At 72.6% G+C, this 24,271-nt stretch carries 20 protein-coding genes and 1 pseudogene; 11 read left to right on the top strand and 10 right to left on the bottom strand.

The features are described 5' to 3' along the window. Nucleotides 1-142 precede the first annotated feature (142 nt). The 8 genes and pseudogenes from ABGB05_RS05955 (at nt 143) to ABGB05_RS05920 (ending at nt 9,529) form a co-directional block, all read left to right on the top strand. Nucleotides 143-2,620, top strand: a complete 2,478-nt coding sequence (locus ABGB05_RS05955; RefSeq protein WP_347652144.1) for a DNA translocase FtsK 4TM domain-containing protein — start codon at nt 143-145, stop codon at nt 2,618-2,620. A gap of 120 nt (nt 2,621-2,740) precedes the next feature. After that, entirely contained in the window at nt 2,741-3,646 is a 906-nt protein-coding gene (locus ABGB05_RS05950; RefSeq protein ID WP_347652246.1) for an ornithine cyclodeaminase family protein, read from the top strand. An 80-nt stretch (nt 3,647-3,726) separates the two neighbouring features. Further along, nucleotides 3,727-5,292: a 30S ribosomal protein S12 methylthiotransferase RimO gene (rimO, locus tag ABGB05_RS05945; RefSeq protein ID WP_347652143.1), complete on the top strand. Its 1,566-nt coding sequence runs from the start codon at nt 3,727-3,729 to the stop codon at nt 5,290-5,292. Between the two features lie 198 nt (nt 5,293-5,490). Next, nucleotides 5,491-6,087 (top strand): CDP-diacylglycerol--glycerol-3-phosphate 3-phosphatidyltransferase, encoded by a 597-nt coding sequence (gene pgsA / locus ABGB05_RS05940; protein ID WP_347652245.1) that lies wholly within the window; start codon nt 5,491-5,493, stop codon nt 6,085-6,087. Nucleotides 6,088-6,131: 44 nt separating this feature from the next. Continuing rightward, on the top strand, nt 6,132-6,650 hold the full coding sequence (locus tag ABGB05_RS05935) for a CinA family protein (protein ID WP_347652142.1): 519 nt from the start codon (nt 6,132-6,134) through the stop codon (nt 6,648-6,650). A gap of 319 nt (nt 6,651-6,969) precedes the next feature. Further along, nucleotides 6,970-7,278, top strand: a pseudogene (locus ABGB05_RS05930) (helix-turn-helix transcriptional regulator); the annotation flags it as partial. A 585-nt stretch (nt 7,279-7,863) separates the two neighbouring features. After that, entirely contained in the window at nt 7,864-8,727 is an 864-nt protein-coding gene (locus tag ABGB05_RS05925; protein ID WP_347652141.1) for a PspA/IM30 family protein, read from the top strand. A 28-nt stretch (nt 8,728-8,755) separates the two neighbouring features. Next, nucleotides 8,756-9,529, top strand: a complete 774-nt coding sequence (locus ABGB05_RS05920; RefSeq protein WP_347652140.1) for a hypothetical protein — start codon at nt 8,756-8,758, stop codon at nt 9,527-9,529. 40 nt (nt 9,530-9,569) lie between these two features. On the opposite strand, the gene ABGB05_RS05915 is transcribed toward ABGB05_RS05920, so the two are convergent. The 8 genes from ABGB05_RS05915 to ABGB05_RS05880 all read right to left on the bottom strand — a co-directional run bounded on the left by ABGB05_RS05915 (nt 9,570) and on the right by ABGB05_RS05880 (nt 19,612). Beyond that, a complete protein-coding gene (locus ABGB05_RS05915; RefSeq protein ID WP_347652139.1) occupies nt 9,570-13,190 on the bottom strand; it encodes a hypothetical protein in 3,621 nt (1,206 codons plus the stop codon). Between the two features lie 279 nt (nt 13,191-13,469). Next, on the bottom strand, nt 13,470-14,363 hold the full coding sequence (locus ABGB05_RS05910) for a DNA-formamidopyrimidine glycosylase family protein (RefSeq protein WP_347652137.1): 894 nt from the start codon (nt 14,361-14,363) through the stop codon (nt 13,470-13,472). 87 nt (nt 14,364-14,450) lie between these two features. Next, entirely contained in the window at nt 14,451-14,708 is a 258-nt protein-coding gene (locus ABGB05_RS05905; RefSeq protein ID WP_347652136.1) for a CPCC family cysteine-rich protein, read from the bottom strand. Nucleotides 14,709-14,778: 70 nt separating this feature from the next. Then, a complete protein-coding gene (locus tag ABGB05_RS05900; protein ID WP_347652244.1) occupies nt 14,779-15,555 on the bottom strand; it encodes an SAM-dependent chlorinase/fluorinase in 777 nt (258 codons plus the stop codon). A 19-nt stretch (nt 15,556-15,574) separates the two neighbouring features. Further along, complete coding sequence (gene tnpB, locus ABGB05_RS05895) at nt 15,575-16,948, bottom strand: IS607 family element RNA-guided endonuclease TnpB (protein WP_347652135.1); 1,374 nt, start codon at nt 16,946-16,948, stop codon at nt 15,575-15,577. Beyond that, the gene (locus tag ABGB05_RS05890; protein ID WP_347652134.1) at nt 16,945-17,526 is read right to left on the bottom strand and encodes an IS607 family transposase; all 582 of its coding nucleotides are present in this window, start codon (nt 17,524-17,526) and stop codon (nt 16,945-16,947) included. Before ABGB05_RS05890 ends, tnpB begins: the two co-directional genes overlap by 4 nt. Nucleotides 17,527-17,714: 188 nt before the next feature. Next, nucleotides 17,715-18,905: a low temperature requirement protein A gene (locus ABGB05_RS05885; protein ID WP_347652133.1), complete on the bottom strand. Its 1,191-nt coding sequence runs from the start codon at nt 18,903-18,905 to the stop codon at nt 17,715-17,717. Between the two features lie 209 nt (nt 18,906-19,114). Next, the gene (locus ABGB05_RS05880; protein ID WP_347652132.1) at nt 19,115-19,612 is read right to left on the bottom strand and encodes a GNAT family N-acetyltransferase; all 498 of its coding nucleotides are present in this window, start codon (nt 19,610-19,612) and stop codon (nt 19,115-19,117) included. Between the two features lie 39 nt (nt 19,613-19,651). On the opposite strand from ABGB05_RS05880, the gene ABGB05_RS05875 reads away from it, so the two are divergent. Next, a complete protein-coding gene (locus tag ABGB05_RS05875) occupies nt 19,652-20,590 on the top strand; it encodes an LLM class F420-dependent oxidoreductase (RefSeq protein ID WP_347652131.1) in 939 nt (312 codons plus the stop codon). 18 nt (nt 20,591-20,608) lie between these two features. Here ABGB05_RS05875 and ABGB05_RS05870 read toward each other — a convergent pair whose 3' ends face one another. Continuing rightward, nucleotides 20,609-21,565, bottom strand: a complete 957-nt coding sequence (locus tag ABGB05_RS05870; protein ID WP_347652130.1) for a siderophore-interacting protein — start codon at nt 21,563-21,565, stop codon at nt 20,609-20,611. Nucleotides 21,566-21,778: 213 nt separating this feature from the next. Then, on the bottom strand, nt 21,779-22,639 hold the full coding sequence (locus ABGB05_RS05865) for an alpha/beta hydrolase (protein ID WP_347652128.1): 861 nt from the start codon (nt 22,637-22,639) through the stop codon (nt 21,779-21,781). 254 nt (nt 22,640-22,893) lie between these two features. Between ABGB05_RS05865 and ABGB05_RS05860 the strand changes: the two genes are divergently transcribed. Together ABGB05_RS05860 and ABGB05_RS05855 are read left to right on the top strand one after the other, a co-directional pair. Then, nucleotides 22,894-23,589, top strand: a complete 696-nt coding sequence (locus ABGB05_RS05860) for a suppressor of fused domain protein (RefSeq protein ID WP_347652126.1) — start codon at nt 22,894-22,896, stop codon at nt 23,587-23,589. Nucleotides 23,590-23,622: 33 nt separating this feature from the next. Then, nucleotides 23,623-24,267, top strand: a complete 645-nt coding sequence (locus tag ABGB05_RS05855) for a nitroreductase family protein (protein WP_347652124.1) — start codon at nt 23,623-23,625, stop codon at nt 24,265-24,267. Nucleotides 24,268-24,271 lie beyond the last annotated feature (4 nt).

The following is a 24,271-nucleotide window of genomic DNA, read 5'->3' as shown; positions in this document are numbered from 1 at the left end:
CTCCTGGCCGGCTCGTGGTCCGTCCGTGATGGTAGGCGGAGTGTGTGTCCTCCGGCCAACCGCCGGACGTTCCATCGTGGATCAGCGGACACGACCCGCAGATGCGAGGAAATCCCGACGGCCCGCACTAACGTGTGAACTCATGGCGGGCCGTACCTCCTCTCAGGCGAACCGGCGCCGGAGCGGGTCCACCTCCCGTACCGGCGCGGCCACCCGTACCAGTGCCAACCGGGGGAAACAGACCAGTCGGACCCGGGCGACGGCCCGGCGTCCACCCCGACCCGGCCCCGCCGCCCTGCTCGGTCGTGGTCTGCGCGCGTCCTGGATGGGGCTGGCCCACAGCGTCGGCTGGGCGATGCGGGCGGTCGGCCGGCAGGCGGCGACCGCGAAGGACCTCGACCCGGAACACCGCCGTGACGGCGCCGGGCTCTTCCTGCTCGGGCTCGCCATCCTCAGCGCGGTCGCGGTCTGGTTCTCCTCGGCCGGGCCGCTCGGTGGGCGACTCGCCGACACCATCCGGCTCTTCTTCGGCGCGATCTCGATCGTGCTGCCGATCCTGCTGCTGATCGGGGCGGTCCGGCTGATGCGCAGCCCGGCGGAGTCGGAGCACCGGGGCCGGGGGCTGGTCGGCTGGACGGCGATGATCGTCGGCTTCGCCGCCCTGCTGCACATCGGCCAGCACCCGGACACGAACACCGAGCGGGACTATGCCGGCGGGCTGATCGGCGCCGGCATCGGCGGACCCCTGGAGCAGGCGATCAGTGCCTGGGTGGCGGTACCGGTGCTGGTCCTGCTCCTGCTCTTCGGGCTGCTCGTGGTGACCGCGACCCCGATCAACAAGATCCCGGAGCGGCTCGGGCTGCTCGCCGGGGTCGTGCTCGGCCAGCCCGGGACGGAGCAGGCCGAGTCCGACGAGGAGGAGGACTCCGCCGCCCGCCGCCCGGCCCGGCGTCGTCCGACACCGCGCCCGCAGCCGGTTGCCCTCGACGACACCGACGACCCCGCCGGCGCCGACGAGCTGGCCAACCACGACACGGTGGTGCTGCCGCGCCGGGCCCGGTCGAAGGTCGGCGCCGCGCGGAAGTCACCCGAGCCGCCCGAGCACTCCCCGCCGCCGACCCGGGCCGAGCAGCTCGCCCTCACCGGACTGGCCGGCGACTACACGCTGCCGCCGGCGAACCTGTTGCGACCAGGCAGCGCCCCGAAGGCGCGCAGCCGGGCCAACGACGAGGTGATCGCCGCGCTGACCGGCGTCTTCGAACAGTTCGACGTGGACGCGGCGGTGACCGGCTTCACCCGGGGTCCGACCGTCACCCGGTACGAGGTCGAGCTGGGCCATGGCGTCAAGGTGGAACGGATCACCCAGCTGTCCCGCAACATCGCGTACGCGGTCAAGTCTCCGGACGTCCGGATCCTCAGCCCGATCCCGGGCAAGAGCGCGGTCGGGGTGGAGATCCCGAACAGCGACCGGGAGGACGTGGCGCTCGGCGACGTGCTCCGGTCCCGGGTGGCGAGCGCCGACCACCATCCGATGCTGGTCGCGCTCGGCAAGGACATCGAGGGTGGCTTCGTGGTGGCCAACCTGGCCAAGATGCCGCACATCCTGATCGCCGGCGCCACCGGTGCCGGGAAGTCGAGCTGTCTGAATTCGCTACTGGTGTCCATCCTGTCCCGGGCCACCCCGGACGAGGTACGGCTGCTGCTGATCGACCCGAAGCGGGTCGAGATGAGCAGCTACGAGGGGATCCCGCACCTGGTCACGCCGATCGTGACGAACCCGAAGAAGGCCGCGGACGCGCTGGACTGGGTCGTCCGCGAGATGGACATGCGCTACGACGACCTCGCCGCCAACGGGGTACGGCACATCGACGACTACAACCGCAAGGTCCGGGCCGGCCAGATCACCCCGCCACCGGGCAGCGAGCGGGAGATCCGGCCGTACCCGTACCTGCTGGTGATCGTCGACGAGTTGGCCGACCTGATGATGGTCGCCCCCCGGGACGTCGAGGACTCGGTGGTCCGGATCACCCAGTTGGCCCGGGCCGCCGGCATCCACCTGGTGCTGGCCACCCAGCGGCCCTCGGTCGACGTGGTGACCGGCCTGATCAAGGCGAACGTGCCGTCCCGGCTCGCCTTCGCCACCTCCTCGCTCGCCGACTCCCGGGTCATCCTCGACCAGCCGGGCGCGGAGAAGCTGATCGGCCGCGGTGACGGGCTCTTCCTGCCGATGGGCGCCTCGAAGCCGGTCCGGATCCAGGGCGCCTGGGTCTCCGAGGGTGAGATCAACGACATCGTCAAGTTCTGCAAGGACCAGCGGGAGCCGGAGTTCCGGCCGGACGTGACGACCCCGGTACAGGACAACAAGAAGAAGGTCGACGAGGAGATCGGCGACGACCTCGACCTGCTGGTGCAGGCGATCGAACTGGTGGTCACCTCGCAGTTCGGGTCCACGTCGATGCTGCAACGCAAGCTCCGGGTCGGGTTCGCCAAGGCGGGCCGGCTGATGGACCTGATGGAGACGCGGGGCATCGTCGGCCCGTCCGAGGGCTCCAAGGCCCGGGACGTCCTGGTCAAACCGGACGAACTGGAGGAGGCCCTCGCTGCCCTCCGCCCCGAGTGAGTAGCTGCCTGGGGGTGGGCCGGAACCGCGGCGGTGGTGGCGCCGGGATCACGGTCGCGGTGGCACCGAACGGTGCCACAGGTTGACCTCAACCGGGCTTCAGCTATCAGGATGGTCGACATGACCGTGCTGCTCACCGACGCCGAGGTCGCCGCGCGACTGGACGCCGCGACCGCCGTGACGGCGATCCGGGACGCCCTGGTCGCCGCCGAGCAGGGCCGGCTGCTCGCCCCACCCCGGGTCTCCGCACCACTCGACGGGGGACGGCTGGTGCTCACCGCCGGGCACCTGCGGGACGACTGGTACGGCTTCCGCTCGTACGACACCCTCGACCGGCCCGACGGCGAGCAGGTGGTGGTGCTGCACGACGCCGGCACCGGCCGGATCCGGGCGGTCTGTGTCGGCGAGGAGATCGGCTCCCGGCGTACCGGGGCGCTCGGCGGGGTGGCGGTGGACGCGCTCGCCCGGCCGGAGGCTGCCACCGTCGGGGTAATCGGGGCCGGCCGCCAGGCCTGGACCCAGCTCTGGGCGATCGCGGCGGTACGCCCGCTGCGGGAGGTCACCGTCTTCAGCCGTACACCGGCGGGCCGGGAGAAGCTGGTCTCCCGGGTCGAGGCGGAACTCGGCGTACCCGCCCGGGCGGTGCCGGACCCGGGGCGGGCGGTTCGCAATCGGGACGTGGTGGTGCTCGCCACCACCAGCCCGACCCCGGTGCTCTCCGCCACCGACCTGAGCCCCGGCTGTCACGTCAACCTGGTGGGCTTCAAACAGGTCGGGCGGGCCGAGTTCGGGCCCGACCTGCTGGACCGGGCGGACGTCCTGGTCACCGACTCGCCGGCCCAGGCCGGGGCGTACGACCCGCCGATGCTCGCCGCCGTCGAGCCGTACGCCGGACGGCTGCTGTCGCTGGGCGCGGTGCTGGCCGGGACCCAGCCCGGCCGGAACACGGCGGACCAGGTGACCGTCTTCTGTTCGGTCGGGCTGGCCGGCAGCGAGGTGTTCCTGCTCGACCGGTTGACCCGGTAACAACCCGACAGCGCCCGCCGTCCGGATTCGTGCCGGCGGTACGCCCGGAACGGCGTGTCAGGTCCGACCGGTACCCTCGGATGGTGTCTGCCACGTCTTCCTCCTCCTCAGCCGCCGGCCGCCGGGTCGCGTTGCTCACCCTGGGCTGTGCCCGTAACGAGGTCGATTCCGAGGAGTTGGCGGCCCGACTGCACGCCGACGGCTGGCAGGTGAGCACCGACGGCGAGGGCGCCGACGTGGTGCTGGTCAACACCTGCGGCTTTGTCGAGAAGGCCAAGCAGGACTCCATCCAGACGCTGCTCGCCGCCGCCGAGACCGGCGCGAAGGTGGTGGCGGCCGGCTGCATGGCCGAACGGTACGGTCGCGAGCTCGCCGACAGCCTGCCCGAGGCGCAGGCGGTGCTCGGCTTCGACGACTACCCCGAGATCGCGGCCCGGCTCGACGCGGTCCTCGCCGGCACGGAACTGCCCGCGCACACTCCCCGGGACCGGCGGGAGCTGCTGCCGCTGACCCCGGTGGCCCGGCAACGCAGCGGCGTGGTGGTCCCCGGTCACGGTGGAGCCGCCGGGACCGCCCACCCTGGTCACGGCGCGGCCGACGGGTCCGCCGCGCCGGCCGGCCGGCCCGCCGACGGTCTGCTGCTCACCGACGAGCACACCCCGGCCCACCTGCGTCCGGTGCTGCGCCGGCGGCTCGACTCCGGTCCGGTCGCCTCGCTCAAGCTGGCCAGTGGCTGCGACCGACGGTGTGCGTTCTGCGCCATCCCCGCGTTCCGGGGCGCCTTCGTCTCCCGTACCCCGGACGAGCTGCTCGCCGAGGCGGAGTGGCTGGCCAAGTCGGGGGTCCGGGAGCTGGTGCTGGTCAGCGAGAACTCCACCTCGTACGGCAAGGACCTCGGCGACCCGAGGCTGCTGGAGAAGCTGCTCCCGCAGCTCGCGGCGGTGGACGGCATCGTCCGGGTACGGGCCAGCTACCTGCAGCCGGCGGAGACCCGGCCGGGCCTGGTGGAGGCGATCGCCACCACCCCCGGTGTGGCCGCCTACTTCGACCTCTCCTTCCAGCACTCGAGCGAGCCGGTGCTGCGCCGGATGCGGCGGTTCGGTTCCACCGACCGGTTCCTCGAGCTGCTCGCCTCGGCCCGCCAGCTGGCGCCGGACGCCGGGGCGCGGAGCAACTTCATCGTCGGCTTCCCGGGTGAGACCCGGGCCGACGTCGACGAGCTGGTCCGGTTCCTCAGCGCCGCCCGACTCGACGCCATCGGGGTCTTCGACTACAGCGACGAGGACGGCACCGAGGCCGCCGACCTGCCCGGCAAGGTCTCGGCGGCGACGATCAAGCGCCGGTACGACAAGCTGGCCGCGCTGGCCGACGAACTCTGCTCCCAGCGGGCCGAGGAACGGATCGGCGCCACGGTCGAGGTGCTTGTCGACTCGGTCGACGGTGGGGTGCTGGAGGGACGCGCCGCCCACCAGGCACCCGAGGTCGACGGCTCCACCACACTTGTCGCCCCGGACGACGGCACCGTCGACCTGGCCGCGCTGCGCCCCGGTGACCTGGTGCGGGCGACGGTGACCGGGACCGAGGGTGTGGACCTGATCGCCGTACCGGACGGGATGATCTCGGCGGCTCCGCGGAGGGCCGGGTGAGGTCGACGCGGGTGGACCGGGGCGTGGCCGGGGCCCGACGGACCGCCGGTGGGGTCTCGTCGGGTGCGGGACCTGCCGCCGGTGGGGTGTCGTCGAGTGCGGTCGGATGACGCCGTGACGGAGGCGGCGGAGCCGGTGCCCACCGGCGCGGGGACGTCGGCGGGGGAGACCGGAGTGGCGGCCGGGCAGGTCGGTCCGGTGCGGTCCGGTGTCACGGACGGGGCGCCGGCTGGCCGGGTCGGCCCGGTTCCGGTGGTGAACGCCGCCAACGGGTTGACCGCGCTGCGGCTCGTCCTGGTCCCGGTCTTCGCCGGGCTGGTGTTCGTCTCCGAGATGACCGATCCGGGCTGGCGGGTGGTCGCCTGCCTGACCTTCGGATTCGCCTCGGCGACCGACCTGGTCGACGGCTGGATCGCCCGCCGGTACGCGCTGGTGACCTCGTTCGGCAAGGTCGCCGACCCGATCGCGGACAAGGCGCTGACCGGCACCGCGCTGGTCCTGCTCTCCTGGTATGACCGGATCCCCTGGTGGGTAACGGTGGTGATCCTGGCCCGTGAGTTCGGGATCACCCTGATGAGGTTCTGGGTGATCCGGTACGGCGTGATCGCGGCCAGCCGGGGCGGCAAGGTCAAGACAGCGGTGCAGATCCTGGCGATCGTCTGGTACCTGTGGCCCGTTCCGGAGGTTGTCGACTGGGTCGGTCCGTGGATCCTCGGCGTCGCCCTCGTGGTGACCGTGGTGACCGGGCTCGACTACGTGGTACGGGCACTGCGACTGCGCCGTTCCGTCCGTTGAACCGGACGGCGGGGACCGGGTGACCGCACGGAAGGGGACGTGGCATGGAGGACGGTGAGCGGGCCGCCGGCAGCGCGGCCGCGGCGGTGGTGCACGCACTGGCCGACCGGGGTGGCACCCTCGCCGTGGTGGAGTCCCTCACCGGCGGGCTGCTGGCCGCCACGATCGTGGACATCGCCGGGGTGAGCAGCGTGTTCCGGGGCGGTGTGGTGGCGTACGCGACCGAGTTGAAGGCATCCCTGGTCGGGGTGCCGGCCGCCCTGCTCGACGAACGGGGCGCGGTGGACCCGGACGTGGCGGTCGCGCTCGCCGAGGGTGGCCGGGAGCGCTGCGGTGCCGACTGGTGCCTGGCCACCACCGGGGTGGCCGGGCCGGAGCCGCAGGACGGCAAGCCGGTCGGGTTGGTCTTCGTGGCGGCGGCGGGACCGTCCGGCACCGAGGTCCGGCGGCTGGAGATCGACGGCAACCGGCTGCACATCCGGACCGGCGCGGTGGAGGCGGCGCTGAACCTGCTCGCCGACCGGTTGCACGGCGAGGCCCCGACGGTCCGGGTCGACGACTGAACCGCCGGGTGCCGGTCGACGACTGGACCGCCGGGTGCCGGTCGACGGTTGGACCGCCGGGGCGTTCGGAGTAGCGGGCCGGTCGTGTCCGGACGGTTCGACCGGCGTTCGGCGCGGATTGGGGTGGCGGGCCGGGATGTCGTGGCGGCCGTCAACGGGTACGGTTGCGGGAAGGCTCGGAAAGCCGACGTCGGACGTCACCACCGCCGCGTCGTGGGCCCCCACCGCCCGACGGTGGGCCCACGGTGAGGTCGACGCGGTGGGCCGACGGCGCCGGTCCGACGTCCGGGGAGTCTGGTCCCGCGACACGGGAGGTGCGATGGTCCTGCTACGCCGGGTGATCGGTGATGCGCTACGGGCGCGTCGGCAGGGGCAGCATCGGACCCTGCGCGAGGTTTCCTCGGCCGCCAACGTGAGTCTGGGTTACCTCTCCGAGATCGAACGCGGCCAGAAGGAGGCGTCGAGCGAGCTGCTCGCCGCCATCTGCGACGCCCTCGGTGCCCGCCTCTCCGAACTGCTCCGGGACGTCAGCGAGACGGTCGAGGTCGCCGAACGGCTGCCCGACGTACTGGTGCCGGTCCAGGGGGAGCGGCAGGGTCCGGAGACCCGGCCGGTTCCGGCGTCCGCGACCCCGGTCCGGGGTGCGGGGACGGGTCGGACGACCGGCGCTCCGACGTACCGGGGCGAGCCCGCCCGGCCACGGTCGGACGCCGATCCGGCGGCGCAGCCGGCCCGGCAGTCGGCGCTGGCGGACGGGATCACCGCGCGCCCGGGCCGCAACCAGGCGCCGGGGCGCGCCCGTACCGAGAACGGGGTCCGGCCGGTGCCGGCGGACACGGTGCGGCAGATCACCACCGATGGCACGGTGTCGGTCACGGTTCGTCAGGAGTCTCCGCTGAAGGCGACCCTACGCGCCACCCGCCGCATCCAGCCCACCACCAAGCAGGACCGCGACGTCGTCTGCGTCGGCTGAGCGGGATCCTCCCGGACTGCCCCGGGCCAGCGGCCCGGGATCCGGGTCGAAGGTGTGGCCTGGTACGGCAACGGCGGGTTACCGTGGGCCCCTAGCGGCATATCCGGTGGATATCCCTCTCAGGTCGTACGCCGGGGTGGCGCGGGACTGGGACGATGGAGATCGTGCCGCGCGGGTTCCCCGGTGGGCCGGCCGGCACGGTCAGGCGGAGCGATCGACACTGAGGGGATATCGGGGAACATGGCGAACCCGTTCGCTAAGGGCTGGCGTTATCTGATGGCGCTCTTCGGTGCCAAGATCGATGAGTACGCCGACCCCAAGGTGCAGATCCAGCAGGCCGTCGAGGAGGCACAGCGCCAGCACCAGGCGCTGGTCCAGCAGGCGGCCGCGGTCATCGGCAACCAGCGCCAACTGGAGATGCGGCTCTCCCGGCAGATGTCCGAGGTCGAGCGCCTGCAGGGGATGGCCCGGCAGGCCTTGGTCCTCGCCGACCGGGCCCGGGCCGGCGGTGACGAGGCCGAGGCCGTCAAGTACGAGCAGGCCGCGCAGACCGTCGCCACCCAGCTGGTCTCGGCCGAACAGTCGACCGAGGACCTGAAGACCCTGCACGACCAGGCGATCAACGCCGCCGCGCAGGCCCGCCGGGCGGTCGAGAACAACAAGATGCTCCTGGAGCAGAAGCTCGCCGAGCGGGCCAAGCTGCTCAGCCAGCTCGAGCAGGCGAAGATGCAGGAGAGCGTCGCCCGTTCGCTGGAGTCGATGTCCGCGCTCACCGCCCCGGGCGGCACCCCCTCGCTCGACGAGGTGCGGGACCGGATCGAGCAGCGGTACGCCACCGCGATGGGCCGGGCCGAGCTGGCCAGCAACTCGGTCGAGGGCCGGATGCTGGAGCTGCAGAAGTCGACACTCGACCTGGCCGGCGCGTCCCGACTGGAGCAGATCCGGGCCAGCATGGCCGGGGAGAAACTCGCCGGCGGTACGGCCACGCCCGCAGTCGAACCGGCCGCCCCGGCGGCGGACCCGGCCGGGGTGGCCCGCCTCGACGAGATCCGGGCCAGCCTGGCCCGGGACAAGCAGACCGGCGGCAACACCGCGGCCGGCTGAGCCACCACCGAGCTGGGAGAAGGGCGAGATGGCCGACCCGCGTACCCGACACCTGCGCCGGTTGCGCGGTCTGCGCCGGGCGGTCCGTCGCTGGAGTGTGCTGGCCGGCGGGCTGACCGGGGCGGCTGCCGTGCTCACCCCGTACCAGGGACTCGGGCTGCCGGACGCCGTCTGGGCGGCCGCCGCCGGCGGGTCCGTGATGCTGGCCGGCTGGCGCTGGTCCGACCTGCGGGCGCTGGCCGCCCAGCCGGTGCCGCCACCGCCCGAGCCGGTCACCGCCGAGCAGGCCCGGGCCCGGCTGGTCGCCGCCGTCGAACGGATGCCCGCCGGGCGCCAGGCCCTCGCGGAGGTACGCCGGCAGCGGACCCGGATCGCCCTGCGGGGCACGTCGGCGGCCGAGGCGTGGGTTCGACTGGACCGGGCGTCGACCACCATGGCCGGCCTCGCCGGTCGACTGAACGGTCCCGCCGCGTCGGCCGCGCTCGAGGCGGCGGTGGCGGAGCGCTCGCTGCGGGACCTCGCCGACCGGGCGGCCAGTGTGGACCGGGCGCTGCGGCTCGCCCCCGCCGACACCCGGGCCGGGTTGGCGGACGCGCACCGCAACCTGCTCGGGCAGCTCGACCACGGTGTGTCGGCGTACGAGGGACTGGTCGCGGCGGCCGCCGGTTATGTCGCCGAGGATGGCTGGGAGGACCACGGGCACACCGCCGCGTCCCGGCTCACCGAGGCGACCGACCTGCTCCGCGGCGTCGCGGCCGGCCTGGCGGAGCTGCGCCGCCGCACCCCGCAGGCCGACGGCTGACCCCTCCGGCCCCGGCGTCGGGCTCTGCCGGACCGCGGCATCAGGTCGGGGTGCGGATCGAGACCGCCGTGCTGACCGGGGACGATCCGGCCGGGTTGCTGGCCTGGATCCGGTAGTGGTAGACGGTGTCCCGGGCCAGGTTGGTGTCGACGTACGAGCGGGCGGCGCCGGGGACGGTGAACGTGGTCAGCCCGGCGCCGAAGGTCGGACTGGTGGACCGGTGCACGGTGAAGCCGCTGACCGTGCTGGTGACCGGGACGGACCAGCCCAGCCGGACCGCCGCGCCCGGCCCCGGCACCACACCGTCGTACGGGGTCGCGGTCAGTTCCGTCGGTACCACCGGCACCGCCGGGGTGACCACGGTGGCGACGTTCGACCAGGGTGACGAGGCGCCGAGATAGCTGGTCCGGACCCGGTAGTAGTAGGTGGTGTCGGCGGCGACCGGGGTGTCCGGGCAACTGCCGGTGACCGGGACGGTGGTGGTGACCAGCCCGCTGGTGAAGGTCGGGTTGGTGGCGCGTTGCAGGTCCACCGTGGTCGCGAAGGACCGGTTCACCCAGGCCCGGTTGACCCGCAGCGGCGTACCGGCGGCGACGGTCGCGACCAGTCCGGTCGGCGGCGGCAGGTGCACCGCACAGTCGGCGCTGTTGGAGTACGCCGAGTGCGCGACACCGTTCTCGGCCCGGACCCGGTAGTGGTAGGTGACGCCCGGGGTGACCGTCGAGTCGGTGTAGCGGCTGACGGTCGCCGGGACGACAAAGCCGGTCACCTCGTGGCGGAAGCCCGGGTCGGTGCAGCGCTGGAGCAGGTTGCGGGTCGCGCCCGGCCCCACCGCCGTCACGTTGTTGGTCCAGGCCACCACGATGCCCGGCAGTACGGTGGCCGAGCCGGGCGCCGGCCGGACGGCGAGCCCGGTCGGCGCGGCGGGGGAGAACCGCAGCACCATCGGTCGGCTCATCTGCTGGTCGGCGTGGCCGAGCTGGGAGCACCGCCAGGCGAACTCCCAGCCGAAATGGTGCGTCCGGTTGGTCACCGTCGCCGGTTCGCCGGTGCCCGGGTCGACCTGGGTGTAGCCGTCGCTGGTGCCGGCCGGTCGGGTCGGGTCGGACAGCCGTACGCTGTCGCCGACCGTGAACGGGAACGGTCCGGGCAGGACGGGCCGCACCGCCACCACGGCCGCCTCGAACGGATTCACCCGGACCGTCTCCTTCCAGCCGACCTCGTTCGGCGCCGGCGGCGTGACCGCCCCGTCCCGGCCGACCCGGTTCACCAACTGGACGTTCACGTGGTGGAAGTGCAGGGCGTGGGTCTCCGTGCCGTAGTGGGTGATCTTCCAGAGCTGGGTGTGGTCGCCCGGCGTCCCGACCGGCACCGCCGGGTCGGACGGCAGCAGCACCTCGGTCGGCGGGTCGATCGGGGTCAGCGGAACGGTGGTCGGGACCAGCGTGCCGGTCGTCGGCAGCTCGGTGCCGAGCAGGACGTTCCGGCGACCGTACTCGGGGTCGAACCCGGTCACGATCGCCTTCGGGAGCAACGGCAGGGTCACCGGCCCGGTGCCGCCGTACGGGACGAAGCGCAGCGAGGTGTCCTCGATCGACGCGTACGTGTCGCAGGGGGTGACGGTGCCGAACGCGGCGTCGTAGGCCGGTTGTGGCACCGGCGGCGGTGGCTGGCTGCGCCCGTACGCCTCGGGGAGCCGGTCCCGGAGACGGTCCAGGTCGAACGGCGGAGCCGGCGCACCGACCACCTGGATCTGCAGCAGGGTGCGGGTGTTCGGGCCGTAGCCGGGCCGGGTGGGCGGGGTCCCTCCGGAGCCGGTCTGGTCCGGGTTGCCGGTGTAGTGGTCGTACCGCGGATCGTTGCCGGGCATCGGCGCCGGACAGTCGTTGTAGAGGATCAGGTTCGATCCCGGCGGTACGGCGGAGAAGTCGACGATCACGTCGGCGCGTTCGCCCGGGGCCAGCAGCAGGGTGTGGCCGGTGACGTTGCGCACCGTCACGTCCCGGCGGCTGTACCGGTAGTCGATCGGCTGGTGGGGCAGTACGGCGACCGCCGGCAGCAGGCCGCCCTCGGAGCCGATCTGGATCCAGTCGGGGCCGGCGGCGGCCGGGTCGGGCACCCCGCCCTCCCGACCGTCGGTGGGCCAGCCCGGCGGGAGGTCGGGGTTGGCCAGGGCCGCCACCATCGGCACCTCACCGGCCCCGGCGTCGGCGAGGGTGCCGTCCGAGTGCCACATCGGCGCGTTCGACGCGGCGTGGTAGAGCTGCAGGTTCAGGCTGCGGTCGGGGCAGGCGTTGAGGATCCGGAACCGGTACGCCGCCGGCCGGACCCGCAGGTACGGGTAGGCGACCCCGTTGACCAGCGGCGTGTCCAGGAAGGTCTCCGGCACCGCCGACGGGGTGGGGGTGCCGGGCTGGGCCGGCGGCTGCCAGGGGCGGGTCGCGGGGTCGTGGTGCGGGTTGGGCGCCGGCCCGTGGGTGACACCGGCGTTCGGCGGCCAGAACCAGGGCCCGTAGTCCCACCGGCCCATCGGGTTCGTCCCCGACTCGTTGTACGGGTTCTGCCGGGGCAGGTAGACGTGCGGGAACCACAGGGCACCCCGGCCGCCCCAGGTCGCCACGTCCCAGGTCGGATCCTCGGCGGCGAGCTGGGCCCGGTCCGGTACGAAGGTCTTCTCCTCCAGCACCAGGACGACCTCGTCGGTGGGGATCACCCCGTCGTCGACGAGTTCCCGTTCCACCGGGTCGTCCAGCCGGTAGAGGCCGACCTGCCCGGAGTAGACGGTCAGCCGGGCGATCCCCTCGCTCTGGTCGTGGTACCAGAGCAGCCGGGCGCCGCGCTGGTTCGGGTAGTAGGCGGTCGCCGCGCCCGCGCCGGGCTCCGGCATGTCCGGTACGGCGGCCCAGCCGGCGCCCCGGGGATAGTGGGTCGACTCACCTGCCGGGGTGAACCACTGGAGCGGTCCGCCGTCGCTGATCCACGGGGCGTCGCCGCCGTGCAGGTGGATCGTGCAGCGGTTCTGCGGATAGCGTTCGAGGCCGCTGCGGGGACCGGCGCCGGCGCCGGTGACCGTCGGGTCCACCGGCAGGAAGAGGTCGCCGGCGGAGCCGGTCGGCAGCTGGTTGACGTACTTGACCCGGACCGGGCGGTCCCGGTGCGCCACGATCATCGGCCCGAGATGGTACGGCCGGCCGGGCGGCGCCACCGTGTTGTGTCCGGCCGGGTCGGTGCCGTTGTTCAGCTGCCGGTAGCCCCGTAGCCGGGTCGGCGGCAGGTCCGGGTGCAGCCGTTGGGTGTACTCCTGCACCCCGATCTCGTAGTAGTCACATCCCGGGTACGACGTGGTGTCCGGCACCGCGACCGGGATCCGGGCGCCCAGCTCGGTCGTTTCCCGGCCGACCAGGGGGAGCGGGGCGACGAACTTCCGGATTCCGGTGCCGGGCAGTATCCGACCGTCGACGTCCAGCTCGGGCAGCGGGCTGTGGGCGAAGTTCGGTACGAAGCCGAAGTAGTCGGGTGGGGCGGTCGGGTCGACTGTCAGGTCGGCCACCGGGTCGGCGCCCACCCGGGCCGCCGGGACCACCGGCGTGGTCCGCCCGGCGCGCTGGTTCCGGGCCCGCTCGGCGCGGGCCGCCCGGTGCGCGGCGAATCTCTTGAACATGGTGACGCCCTCCCCGGAAGATCGGACCGCCTGCCCCGGTCCGCCAGCGCGAGCCCGGGGACCGGTCCCGGGGCGCACCCGCCGGCGGGTCCCATCCCCGAGAGCCTGCTGACGATCTGTAAGCAGTCAACCGCGTAGCGCCAGAAATGGATACGGCCGAATCGTCGGTGACGCCTCCTTCGCCCGGAGAATCCGGCCGCCCGCCGGGCCGGGTCGACCGGTCGCCGGGCTGGCAGTCTGGGCGTGCCTGCCGGTCGCCGGGCGGCGGCTCTGGCGTGCCTACCGGTCGCCGGGCTGGCAGACCGGGCACCAGTAGGTCACCCGTTCGCCCTGGTCCTGTTTACGGATCGGGGTACCGCAGCGACGGCACGGTTCCGCGCGGCGGCCGTAGACGTAACTGGTCCGACCCCGGTGCAGGGAACCGGTGGTGCTCTGTGTCCAGCGCCCCCGGTTCGCCGTCAGCAGCCGGTGGGCGAGCGCCACCAGGCCGGGCAGGTCCGGGACCTCCCGTACCGGCGTCCACGGCGAGACGCCCCGGAGGAAGAGCAACTCCGACTTGTACAGGTTGCCGATGCCGGCCAGGCTGCGTTGGTCGAGCAACGCCTCGGCGATGCTCCGGTCGGGCTGGGCGGCGAGTCGACGTACCGCCTCGACCGGGTCCCAGTCCGGGCCGAGCAGGTCCGGTCCCAGGTGCCCGACCAGGGTGTCCTCGTCGGCGGTCCGGAGCAGGGCGAGATCGTGCAGGTGGTAGCCGACCGCCACGGCGTCCGTGGTCCGCAGCACCGCCCGTACGGTGTGTGCCGGCCGGGACGCCCAGCGCTCGCCCGGGGCGTACACCCGCCAGGCCCCGTCCATCCGCAGGTGGGAGTGCAGGGTCAGCGACTCGCCGCCGGGCGGGTCGACCGTGCGTCCGCCGTTGTCCGGCTGTGTCTCGTTGTCTGGTTGCGCCCTGTTGTCCGGTGTTGTCCCGTTGTCCGGTGGTGTCCCGCCGGCCGGCATGCGGAGCCGGAGCAGCAGGTGCTTGCCCCGGGAGACCGACGCCGACACGGTCGCCCCGGTGAGGTCGGCGGTCGCCAGGTGCGGCACCCGGAGGTCGGTGGCGGTCAGCCGGCCACCGACCAGTGCGCGACGCAGCGCGCGGGCGGTGTTCCAGACGGTGTCGCCTTCGGGCACCCGTCCATCCTCCTCCACCGGCGCCCGGTCCGGCTGGAGAAGGTCAAGAGGTCGGCGGGGTGCCTCCGGCGGCTCGGTCGATCCGGTTCAGGGCAGCTCGTCGGGGCGGGGCGGGCGGACCGCGTCCTGGTAGCGCGGGTGGCTGGCGCCGTAGATGGCGTAGTTGAGCCGGGCGTGCGCCAGGCTCAGGTCACCGTTCGGGCCGCCCCGGGCAACCTCGGCGTTCTCGTCGGTGGATCCGTCGTCGGTCCAGAAACATACTGGACAGGTGCCGCTTCCCGTCCGGTGTGCACAACACGGGCAGGCGGCGACATCGATCGAGTGTTTCCCCACGGCGTTAAGCATTTCACAGCCGTATCCGGGGGCACAGTAGACGGTTTGTGTTTTCCCGACGGTCGGGCGCCGTCCCTCCCGGTCACGCCAACCGTAGTACGTCCCCGGGTCCGACCCCCAGTACGTCGGCCGCCCGGCCACGGTTGACCCCGACCGCGACCCGGTCGGCGGAGTCGACGTACACCACGAGGTGACCGGGGGGTACGTCGCCGAAGGTGCCGCCCCGCACGGCGGTACGGCCGTTGATCCGTACCGTCGGGCCGAGCCGTTCCACCGCCGTCCCCGGCGCCGCCAACTGCACGTTGCCGAAGTGGTCGACGGTGAGCACCTCGGCGGCGAGCCAACCGTCACCCCGCTCCACCACCGGCTCGGGCAGCCGGACCAGGCCGGCTGGATCGACCACCGGCCCGGCCTCGGGCAGCGCGGCGCCGAGCGCGAACCGGGCGGCGGCCGGGGCGAAGACGTCCCGTCCGTGGAAGGTGCGGGACACCGCCGGGAACCAGTCGGGGCTGGTCAGCTCCACCGCCTCGGTCACCCCGCCCAGCTCGGTCGCGGCCCAGGTCAGCAGGCCGTTGTCCGGGCCGACCAGCAGCCCGCCCGGGGTGCGTAGCCCGACGCCCCGCCGGGCCGTACCCACCCCGGGGTCGACCACCGCCACGTGCACCGCCGACGGCAGGTGTCCGACGGTCTGGGCCAGTACGGCGGCGCCCCGGACGACGTCCCCGGCGGGGATCAGATGGGTCACGTCGATCACCCGGACCGACGGGGCGAGGCGGGCGATCACCCCGTGGCAGGAGGCCACGAAACCGTCGGAGCGGCCGTAGTCGGTGGTCAGGCTGATCCACGGGTATCCGGACACAGCAGTCAACCGTTACCTTTCAGTGCGCTTTAGTGAGCACGCGATTGGTAGTCCTACCTTGCGGTGGGACGGTCCCGGTCTTGCCGACTGGCGTCGTGCCGGGTTCACGCTTCACGGCCACCTGCCCGCGTACGCGGGTCTTCTGGTCGGCTCCACGTGCTGCCACCGGGCCACTCCCGGCGGATTTCGCCGCGAGGGCGGCGAGGTTGAGCGCGGCGTTGAGGTCCCGATCCAGGACCAACCCGCACGCCTGGCAGGTGTACTCACGCTCGGACAGGGCCAGCTTGGTTTTCACCGCGCCGCAGCCTGAGCAGGTCTTCGAGGACGGATACCAGCGGTCGGCGGTCAGTAGCCGGCCGCCGTTCCAGACCGTCTTGTAGGCGAGTTGGCGTCGCAACTCGGCGAAACCGGCGTCGGTGATGTGCTGGGCCAGCCTGCGGTTACGCAGCATCCCGGCGACGTGCAGGTCTTCTACGACGATCGTGTCGTGCTCGCGGGCCAGTCGGGTGGTCAGTTTGTGCAGCCCGTCGCGGCGCAGGTTGCTGACGCGGGCGTGGGCGCGGCCCAGCCGGGCGGATGCGCGTTGCCACCGCTTCGACGGGCGCTGCCCGGTACGCCGGTCAGGGCCGGTCCTGCGCGACAGCGCCCGACCGAGCTGCCGCAGCCGGGCCTGCGCGGCGAGCAGGTGACGCGGGTTGGCCACCAGTTCGCCGGTGGACAACACCGCCAGGTGCTTGACCCCGATGTCCACCCCGACCACTGACGCGGGTCGGGCCGGGCCGCGCTGGACACGGTCGACCTCGACACAGAACGCGACGTGCCAGCGTCCACCATCACGGCGCAGGGTGGGGGACATGATCCGGGCCGTGCCGTTGTTCAGGCGCCGACCCAGCTTGCGGGAGGACTCATGCAGCTTCAACCGGCCCAACCGGGGCAGCACGACATGCTTGCGGTCCGACTCCACCCGGATCGTGCCGGTGGTGAACCGCACCGACGGCGTGGTGCGGCGGCGGGACTTGAACCGGGGAAACCCCACCGGCCGCCCGGCCCGCTTCCCGCTACGAGAGTCGGTCCAGTTCTTCAACGCGCGGGCGAGCGCGTCAAGGCCGGTGTTGAACGCCTCCTTCGAGCATTCCCGCCACCATGGCGCCACGTCACCCTTCGCCGCGTTCCACGCCTTCCGCAGCGCGGGCAGCGACCAACCGATCACGGGCGTCAGCTCCGCGCTGGCGACACCGTAGGTGCGTTCGGCCGCACGCTGATCCATGACCGCCCTAACCAGGGCCAGTGCCCAGTTGTGCGCGACTCGGGCCGCGCCCGCGTGCGCCAGCGCCGCGCGCTCCTGGGTTGGCGTGAGGTCGACAGCGAAGCGGTACGCCTGGACCGTCTTCACACCAAATCACCCCCGGTGGCCACCTCGACGGCGCGGCGGGCCCGGTTCGCAGCAGAACGCCGCCCAGAGAGACGGGCACACAGCGACGTCAGGATCTCCGTCACGTCCCGAACCAGGTCGTCATCGACCTCGGCCGGGTCGACCACCAGCAACCGACGGCCCTGCGCCGACAACGCCGCCTCCACGTACTCGGCCCCGAACCGGGCGAACCGGTCGCGGCGCTCGACCACAATCGTGCTCACCGCCGGGTCGCGAAGCAGGGCGAGGAACTTCTTACGGTGCCCGTCCAACGCCGAGCCGACCTCGGTCACCACCCGGTCCACGGCGAGGTTCCGGCCAGTGGCCCACACGGCGACCCGGGCGACCTGCCGGTCCAGATCCGGTTCCTGATCGGCCGAGGACACCCGGGCGTACACCACCGTCTGCCCGGCGCCGCGGGCAACACCGGTCACCGGCTCCCCAACCATGATCAGACGACCGACCCGGTAAGTGGGAACAGGCAGCGTCCCGGCCGCGTACTGCCGTCGAGCCGTGACGTACGCGATACCGGTGGCCGCAGCCCATTCCTTCAAATTCATCGTGACCACTATAACAACTCAAAGGACGCCAAAGACCACCGGCGTGGCGACAATTGCCACCCCTAGACGACCGGGTACGGCGTCCCGGTCCGCTCGCCGGGCGGACCAGGATCGGTGGCCGACGGTCTGTCCGGCCCGGCCACGAGGGTCGGTGGGCGGGGGAGGCCCGGCACCGGGGCGCGCCACCGTCAGATCGGCGGTGTCGGCTCGTCCCGCGATCTGCCGTGGGAGCGCGTGTCGGCGGCGGCGACGCCGAGCAGTACGAGGACGACCGCCGTGCCGGCGGCGAGCGGTGGCATCTGGAGGGTCGCCGGCGCCAGCACACCGAGGGCCAGTATGCCGACCGTGTGGGACTGGGAAACCCGACTGAAGATCTGGAACTCGACGGCCAGCCGTCCGGTGAGGAAGAGCGCGGGACCGCCGAGGATGGCGACGAGCCCGGTCGCCCGAAAGCCTGCGAGCGGCGCCGTGATGATCAACTCGAAGCCGGCGCCGGTCAGCACGATTCCCGCGATCATGACCAGGTGGGTGAACGCCACCTCGGTGGCGAGGCGCGGGGTGTCGGTGGATCGGCTGATCGCCGGGCCCAGCAGGCGGCCCGCCCGATGGAAGTAGATCCGCCAGAGCAGGATGGTGCTCGTCAACCCCAGTGCGAACCCGGCCGTCTGCGCGGCGTGGAACGCGCTGCCGCTGAGGGCCAGCCCGACGACGAAGATCGCCTCGCCGAGCGAGATGAGAAGAAACTGCTGGTACCGCTCGGTCAGGTGTTCAGCCGCCGTCGCGGCGATACGGACCCGATGCGCGCCGAGTCCGGGGGTCGGCCACCCGAGGAGCAGTCCGGCGCAGTCGACGACTATCGCGACCGTCCAGAGTGCGCCACGGACCGTACCCTGTTCGACCAGCCCGCCGACGATCCAGAGCGGCGCGGCCAGGCCGAGCCAGAACAGATTCCGTACGGCCTGCTGAGGGTCCGGCCCGCCGTGGCCGACGATCTGGAAGTACACGATCCGACCGATCTGGAGGGTCACGAGCGTGATGGCGAAGAGACCGGCGCGCTCGCCGAAGCCGTCGGGCACCGAGACGGCCATCACCATGGCGCCGATCGCCGTCACCACGACGACGGACTGGATCACCCGGGTCTCCGGCTCCAGCCAACTGGTCGACCAGACCGTCCGTACCCAGACCACCCACAGGGCCAGGAACAGCAGGAGGGACTGGCCGACGCCGGCGAGTGCGCCGTCACCGGTGAGGTCCTCGATCAACCGGGCCGAGATCCGGGTGAGTGCGAAGACGAAGACCAGATCGAGGAAGAGTTCGAGAAAGGTGGCCCGTTGGGGCGTGGTCGGGCTGCGGAGCAACCGACCGGCCTCCTCACCCATCCGTGCACCGCCCGCCCCGGCACGGCTGGTGTCGTCGAATGCGCACCTGGCCTCCCACCCGATGACCTCACCGTGCCAACGAGCCGACCACGGTCATGGCATCGCCCGACGCCGACCGGCCCGGCCGTTGGACGGGGACGGGACGCCGACCCGGCTGGTCGGACGGGGACGCCGACTTGGGGCGGTCGGACGGCGGCGCTGCGGGCGGCTCAGGCCGGGCCGGCCAGGCGCTGTTCGAGCACCAGTTCGTCGTGCAGCGGGATGCCGTCCTCGCCGACGGTCGGGATGGTCGGCTTGACCAGCCGGGCCCGGTCCACCGCCCCCGGGTCGACGGCGACGATGCGCAGCCCACGTCGCTGGTAGAAGCGCAGTGCCCGCAGGTTGTCGTTGGAGGTGATCAGCCACAGCCGGTCCGCGCCGTGTTGGCGGGCCGTGTCGGCGGCGGCCGCGAGCAGCCTCGTACCGACCCCGCCGCCAGGCTTGTCGGCGACCACGCTCACCACCTCCAGACCGCGTTCGTCGAGGCGCCAGACGAGCGTGCCGAGGAGCGCCCCGGCCGCGTCGACGGCGACCAGGGTGGGCAGCTCACGCAGGTCGTACCGGACGTCGTGGGCGATCACGTACGGCCCGCTCCACTCCCGTTCGTGCAGCGCGTCGACCGCGTTCCGGTCCGGTGGCGCCGCCGGACGTACCACGATCCCGGGCACCCGTCCGCCCCTTCCCGACGTCCCTGGTTAGGTAGCAGTATGCGGCTCTGTATCTTCACCGAACCCCAGCAGGGGGCGTCGTACGACGACCTGCTCCGGATCGCCCGGCACACCGAGGAGTGCGGCTTCGACGGCTTCTTCCGCTCCGACCACTACCTGGCCATGGGCGGGGACGGGCTGCCGGGGCCGACCGACGCGTGGCTGACCCTGGCCGCGTTGGCCGTGCAGACCTCCCGGATCCGGCTCGGCACCCTGGTCACCTCGGCGACGTTCCGGCTCCCGGCCCTGCTGGCGATCAGCGTCGCCCAGGTCGACGCGATGAGCGGCGGCCGGGTCGAGTTGGGCCTCGGCACCGGCTGGCACGAGCCGGAGCACCGGGCGTACGGCATCCCGTTCCCGCCGTTCGGCGAGCGGTTCGACCGGCTGACCGAGCAGCTCGAGGTGGTCACCGGACTGTGGCGTACCCCGCTCGGCGGGACCTTCGACTACCAGGGCAAGTACTACCAGCTGACCGACTCGCCGGCGCTGCCGAAGCCGGTGCAGTCGCCGACGCCGCCGGTGATCATCGGGGGCAAGGGGCCACGGCGTACCCCGATGTTGGCCGCCCGGTTCGCCGACGAGTTCAACGTGCCGTTCGAGCCGGCGGAGAGTGTGGGCCGCAGCTACGCGGCGGCGGCCCGGGCGAGCGAGCAGGTCGGCCGGGCGGCGGCCGGCCGCGCGCCGCTGGTGCTCTCCGCCGCCGTCACGGTGGTCTGTGGTCGCTCCGACGCCGAGGTACGCCGGCGCGCCGAGGCGATCGGCCGGGATCCGGACGAACTGCGGGCCGGTCCCGGTGTGGCCGGTACGCCGGACCAGGTGGTCGAGCAGATCCAGGAGTACGCCCGGCACGGTGCGGAACGCCTCTTCCTCCAGGTGCTGGACCTGGCCGACCTGGACCACCTCGACCTGATCGCCGCCGAGGTGGCGCCCCGGCTCTGAGCGGACGTCGATCCGGTCTCAGGCGGCGTCGTCGGCGCGGCCGAGTCGCCAGTAGCCCATGAAGGCCACCGCCTCGCGGTCCAGGCCGCGTTCGGTCACCAGGTGCCGGCGCAGGGCCCGGATCACGCCGGACTCGCCGGCCAGCCAGGCGTAGTGCCCGCCGCCGGAGAGCCCGACCGGCACCTCCCACAGTTCGTCGTCCGGGTCGACGACCCCGCTGTCGTCCGGCGTGGCGCCGTCGCCGGCCGTCGCCCCGGGCGACGTCGGGATCAGCCGTTCGGCCGCCGCGCGGACCGCCGGGATCAGCCGGCTGCCGTGCGGTGCGCCGGAGCGGGGCAGCCAGGTGACGGTGAGTCCCGGCGGGGCCGACAGGTCCAGGAGGTCCTCCGGGAGCGGCACCTCCAGCAGCGCCTCGCCCCGGCTGCCGGCCGGGAGCCGTTCGAGGATCGCGGCGATTGCCGGCACCGCCGTCTCGTCCCCGGCGAGCAGCAGGGTGCGTCCGGTCAGGGTCGGTTGGAACTCCCGACCCCCGTGGTCGCCGGGGTAGCGGTGCTCCGGACCCATGACCACGACCCGGTCGCCGGGGCGGGCGGCGAGCGCCCAGCGGGCCGCCGGGCCGTGCGGGCCGTACGATCCGCCGTCGTCGTGCAGCACGATGTCGACGTCCACCTCCCGCAGGTGCCGCCGGACGGCCCGGGTGGTGTACGTCCGGAACGGGTTACGCAGAGCGGTGGGGAGTGCCCGCCAGCGTGCGTACCAGTCCGGGCCGTCCGGCAGGTGGGTGAAGCCGTGCACCGGGACCGGGAAGACGAGTTTGATCCGCTGGTCGTAGCCGGGGTCGGCGAAGGTGTCCAGGTCGGCTCCGGTCAGGGTCACCCGGAGGAAGGACGGGCTCAGCCGGCGCAGCCGGGCGACCTCGGTGTGGAAGAGCCGCCACGCGGCGACCGTGGGAGTGATGGTGGAGACCTCGGTCATCAGGCTCGGCCTGCCTTTCGGGGCGCGACGACTCGTACCCGCCGACGCCGGCACCCCGGCACGCGAGCTTTCGTTAGGTTAGCCTAACCTCCGAGGCGGGTCACGTGCCGGTGGGTCACGGGGGACGGCCCGACACCCGGTGTCCGGGCCCGGGCTGGCCCACGCGTCCCGGTCCCGGCCCCGACTGTCCAGGGCCGGGACCGCTCGTCGCGCTCAGCGCTTGCCGGACGTCGCCGGGGTCTTCGCCCCGATGAACTCCAGGATCGCCTTGTTGACCTCGTCGGCGTGGGTCCACGGGATCCCGTGCGGCGCGCCCTTCAGGGTGATGAGTTTGCTGCCCGGCACCATCGGTGCCAACCGCTGCCCGGTCACCGGGAACGGCAGAACGGCATCCTTGTCACCCTGGACGATCAGCAGCGGTACGTCGATCCGCGGCAGGTCCGGCCGGAAATCCGTCAGCCAGGCGTCGATGCTCTGCAACGTGGCGATTCCGGAAGCCCGCGCGCCGACGTTCCAGTGTGCCCGGAACGCCTCCTCGCTGACCCGCTTGCCCTTGTTCTCGTCGTAACTGAAGAAGGCCGTCACGAAGCTGGTCAGATAGGCGAACCTGTCCTCCACCACGGCCTTCTTGAAACCGTCGAACAGGCTCTGCTCCACCCCCTCCGGATTGTCCGAGGTCTTCAACAGGAACGGGGCGAGCGGGCTCAGCACGATCGCCCGGCTCACCCGCTCCGACCCGTACTTGCCCAGGTAGTGGACCACCTCTCCGGTGCCCATCGAGTGACCCACCAGGATCGCGTCGTTCAGTTCCAACTCGCTCATCAGGATGTCGAGATCGGCGGCGAACGTGTCGTAGTCGTACCCCATGGCAGGTTGGCTCGAGTTGGCGAAGCCCCGCCGGTCGTAGGTGATCACCCGGTATCCCGCGGACAGCAGTGGCCCGAGTTGCTTCTCCCAGGACGAACCTCCGTACGGGAAACCGTGGATCAGGACTATTGGTTGGCCCGATCCGTGGTCCTCGTAGTACAGATCGATCGGGGCGGAGTTTTCGTTCCCTACTGTCACGAATGGCATGGCCTCTCCGATTCCTCGTCACCAACGAACCCGCACCGGCTACCACGATCGTGTGGCAGGGTCGCTGTTGTCCGCAGCCATATCGACCAGCCTGGCCGCCAGCCCAAACGGCAGTGTCGTCCGGGGCCGCGAACATCCCGTCGGGGCGCGTCACCGGCCGGGCCGGGCGCACGTCGACGACCGACCCGAGCGGGCGTCCGTCAACCTGTCCACCGCCCGTGCCGCAGACCATCGGTCGTCTAGGCTGCCAGGTCATGGGCGACCCAACAGGTACGGGAATCGTGCGGCACCAGCCGCGGTACGACGGATTCGTGGCGGCGGCGGGTCAGCGGCCGCAGGTGGCCGAGGCGATCGACGCGCACCTCACCACCCACTTCGGACCGGTGTCGTTCGTCTGGCACGAGCTCGCCTCGCACCTGGTCGGGGTGCACGTGTACGTCATCGGTCCCACCGCCGAGCGTCCGTACCAGACCCTGGTCACGTCGGGGATGAGCGAACGGCCGATGACCGTGCCCGAGGGGAGCGGAATCAGCCCGTACGCCGAGTTGGTGCTCTGCCTGCCAGCGGACTGGCCGCTGACCCAGGAGGCGCTGCGCGACGACGCGACCGGGTGGCCGGTGCGGGTGTTGAAGCAGGTGGCCCGGCTGCCCCACGAGTACGGGACCTGGATCGGCGAGTGGCACTCCGTACCGAACGGGGATCCGGCGGAGCCGTACGCGGACGGTACGCCGTTCGCCGGCGTGGTCGTCACGCCGATGCTGAACGTGCCGCCGGAGGCCCGCACCATCACCGTGCCGGACGGTACGGAGATCAACCTGCTCGCCCTGGTGCCGCTGCATCCGGCCGAGGTCAGGCTCAAGGTCACTGCGGGTACGAACGCACTCGTCGCCGCGCTCGACCGGGGCAGGGTCAGCGAACTGCTGGACCCGGACCGGCCGTCGCTCGTCTGAGCCGGCCTCCGGCCCGCCTGGCAGGATGGCGGCATGGAGTTCGCTGAGGTGATCCGCCGACGCCGGATGGTGCGGCACTACTCCGACCGCCCGCTGAGTCCCGAGGTCGTCGAGAAGATCCTGGCCAGCGCGTTGCGTGCGCCGTCGGCGGGTTTCTCCCAGGGCTGGGCCTTCCTCGCGCTCACCGACCCGGCCGACCGGGCCCGGTTCTGGCCGTTCGTCCCGACCCGGGTCGCGCAGACGCCGAGCATGCAGGACGCGCCGCTGGTCGTGGTGCCGTTGGCGCACAAGGCCGCGTACCTGGCCCGGTACGCCCAGGCCGACAAGGGCTGGACGGACCGGGCCGAGGCCCGGTGGCCGGCGCCGTACTGGTACGTCGACACCGGGATGGCCTCGCTGATGATGCTGCTGACCGCCGTCGACGAGGGTCTGGGTGCCTGCTTCTTCGGCATCATGCCGATGGCCGGTGACGACTTCGACCCCGAGGTGGAGGTGCCCGCGCACACGGCCGCGTTCAAGGCCGAGTTCGGGATCCCCGACGAGTACGCCCCGATCGGCGGCATCTGTGTCGGCTACCGCGCCGACGACCTGCCTCCGCAGAACCCGACGGTCGCCGGACGTCGACGTGGCGCCGAAGCGGTCATCCACCGTGGACAGTGGGGCCGTCACCAGGGCTGAACGC

Origin of the sequence: Plantactinospora sp. B5E13, from assembly GCF_039871775.1 — a bacterium.
GTDB lineage: Bacteria > Actinomycetota > Actinomycetes > Mycobacteriales > Micromonosporaceae > Plantactinospora.
Note: the sequence above shows the minus strand (reverse complement) of the source record. Positions and strands in the feature narration are given on the sequence as shown.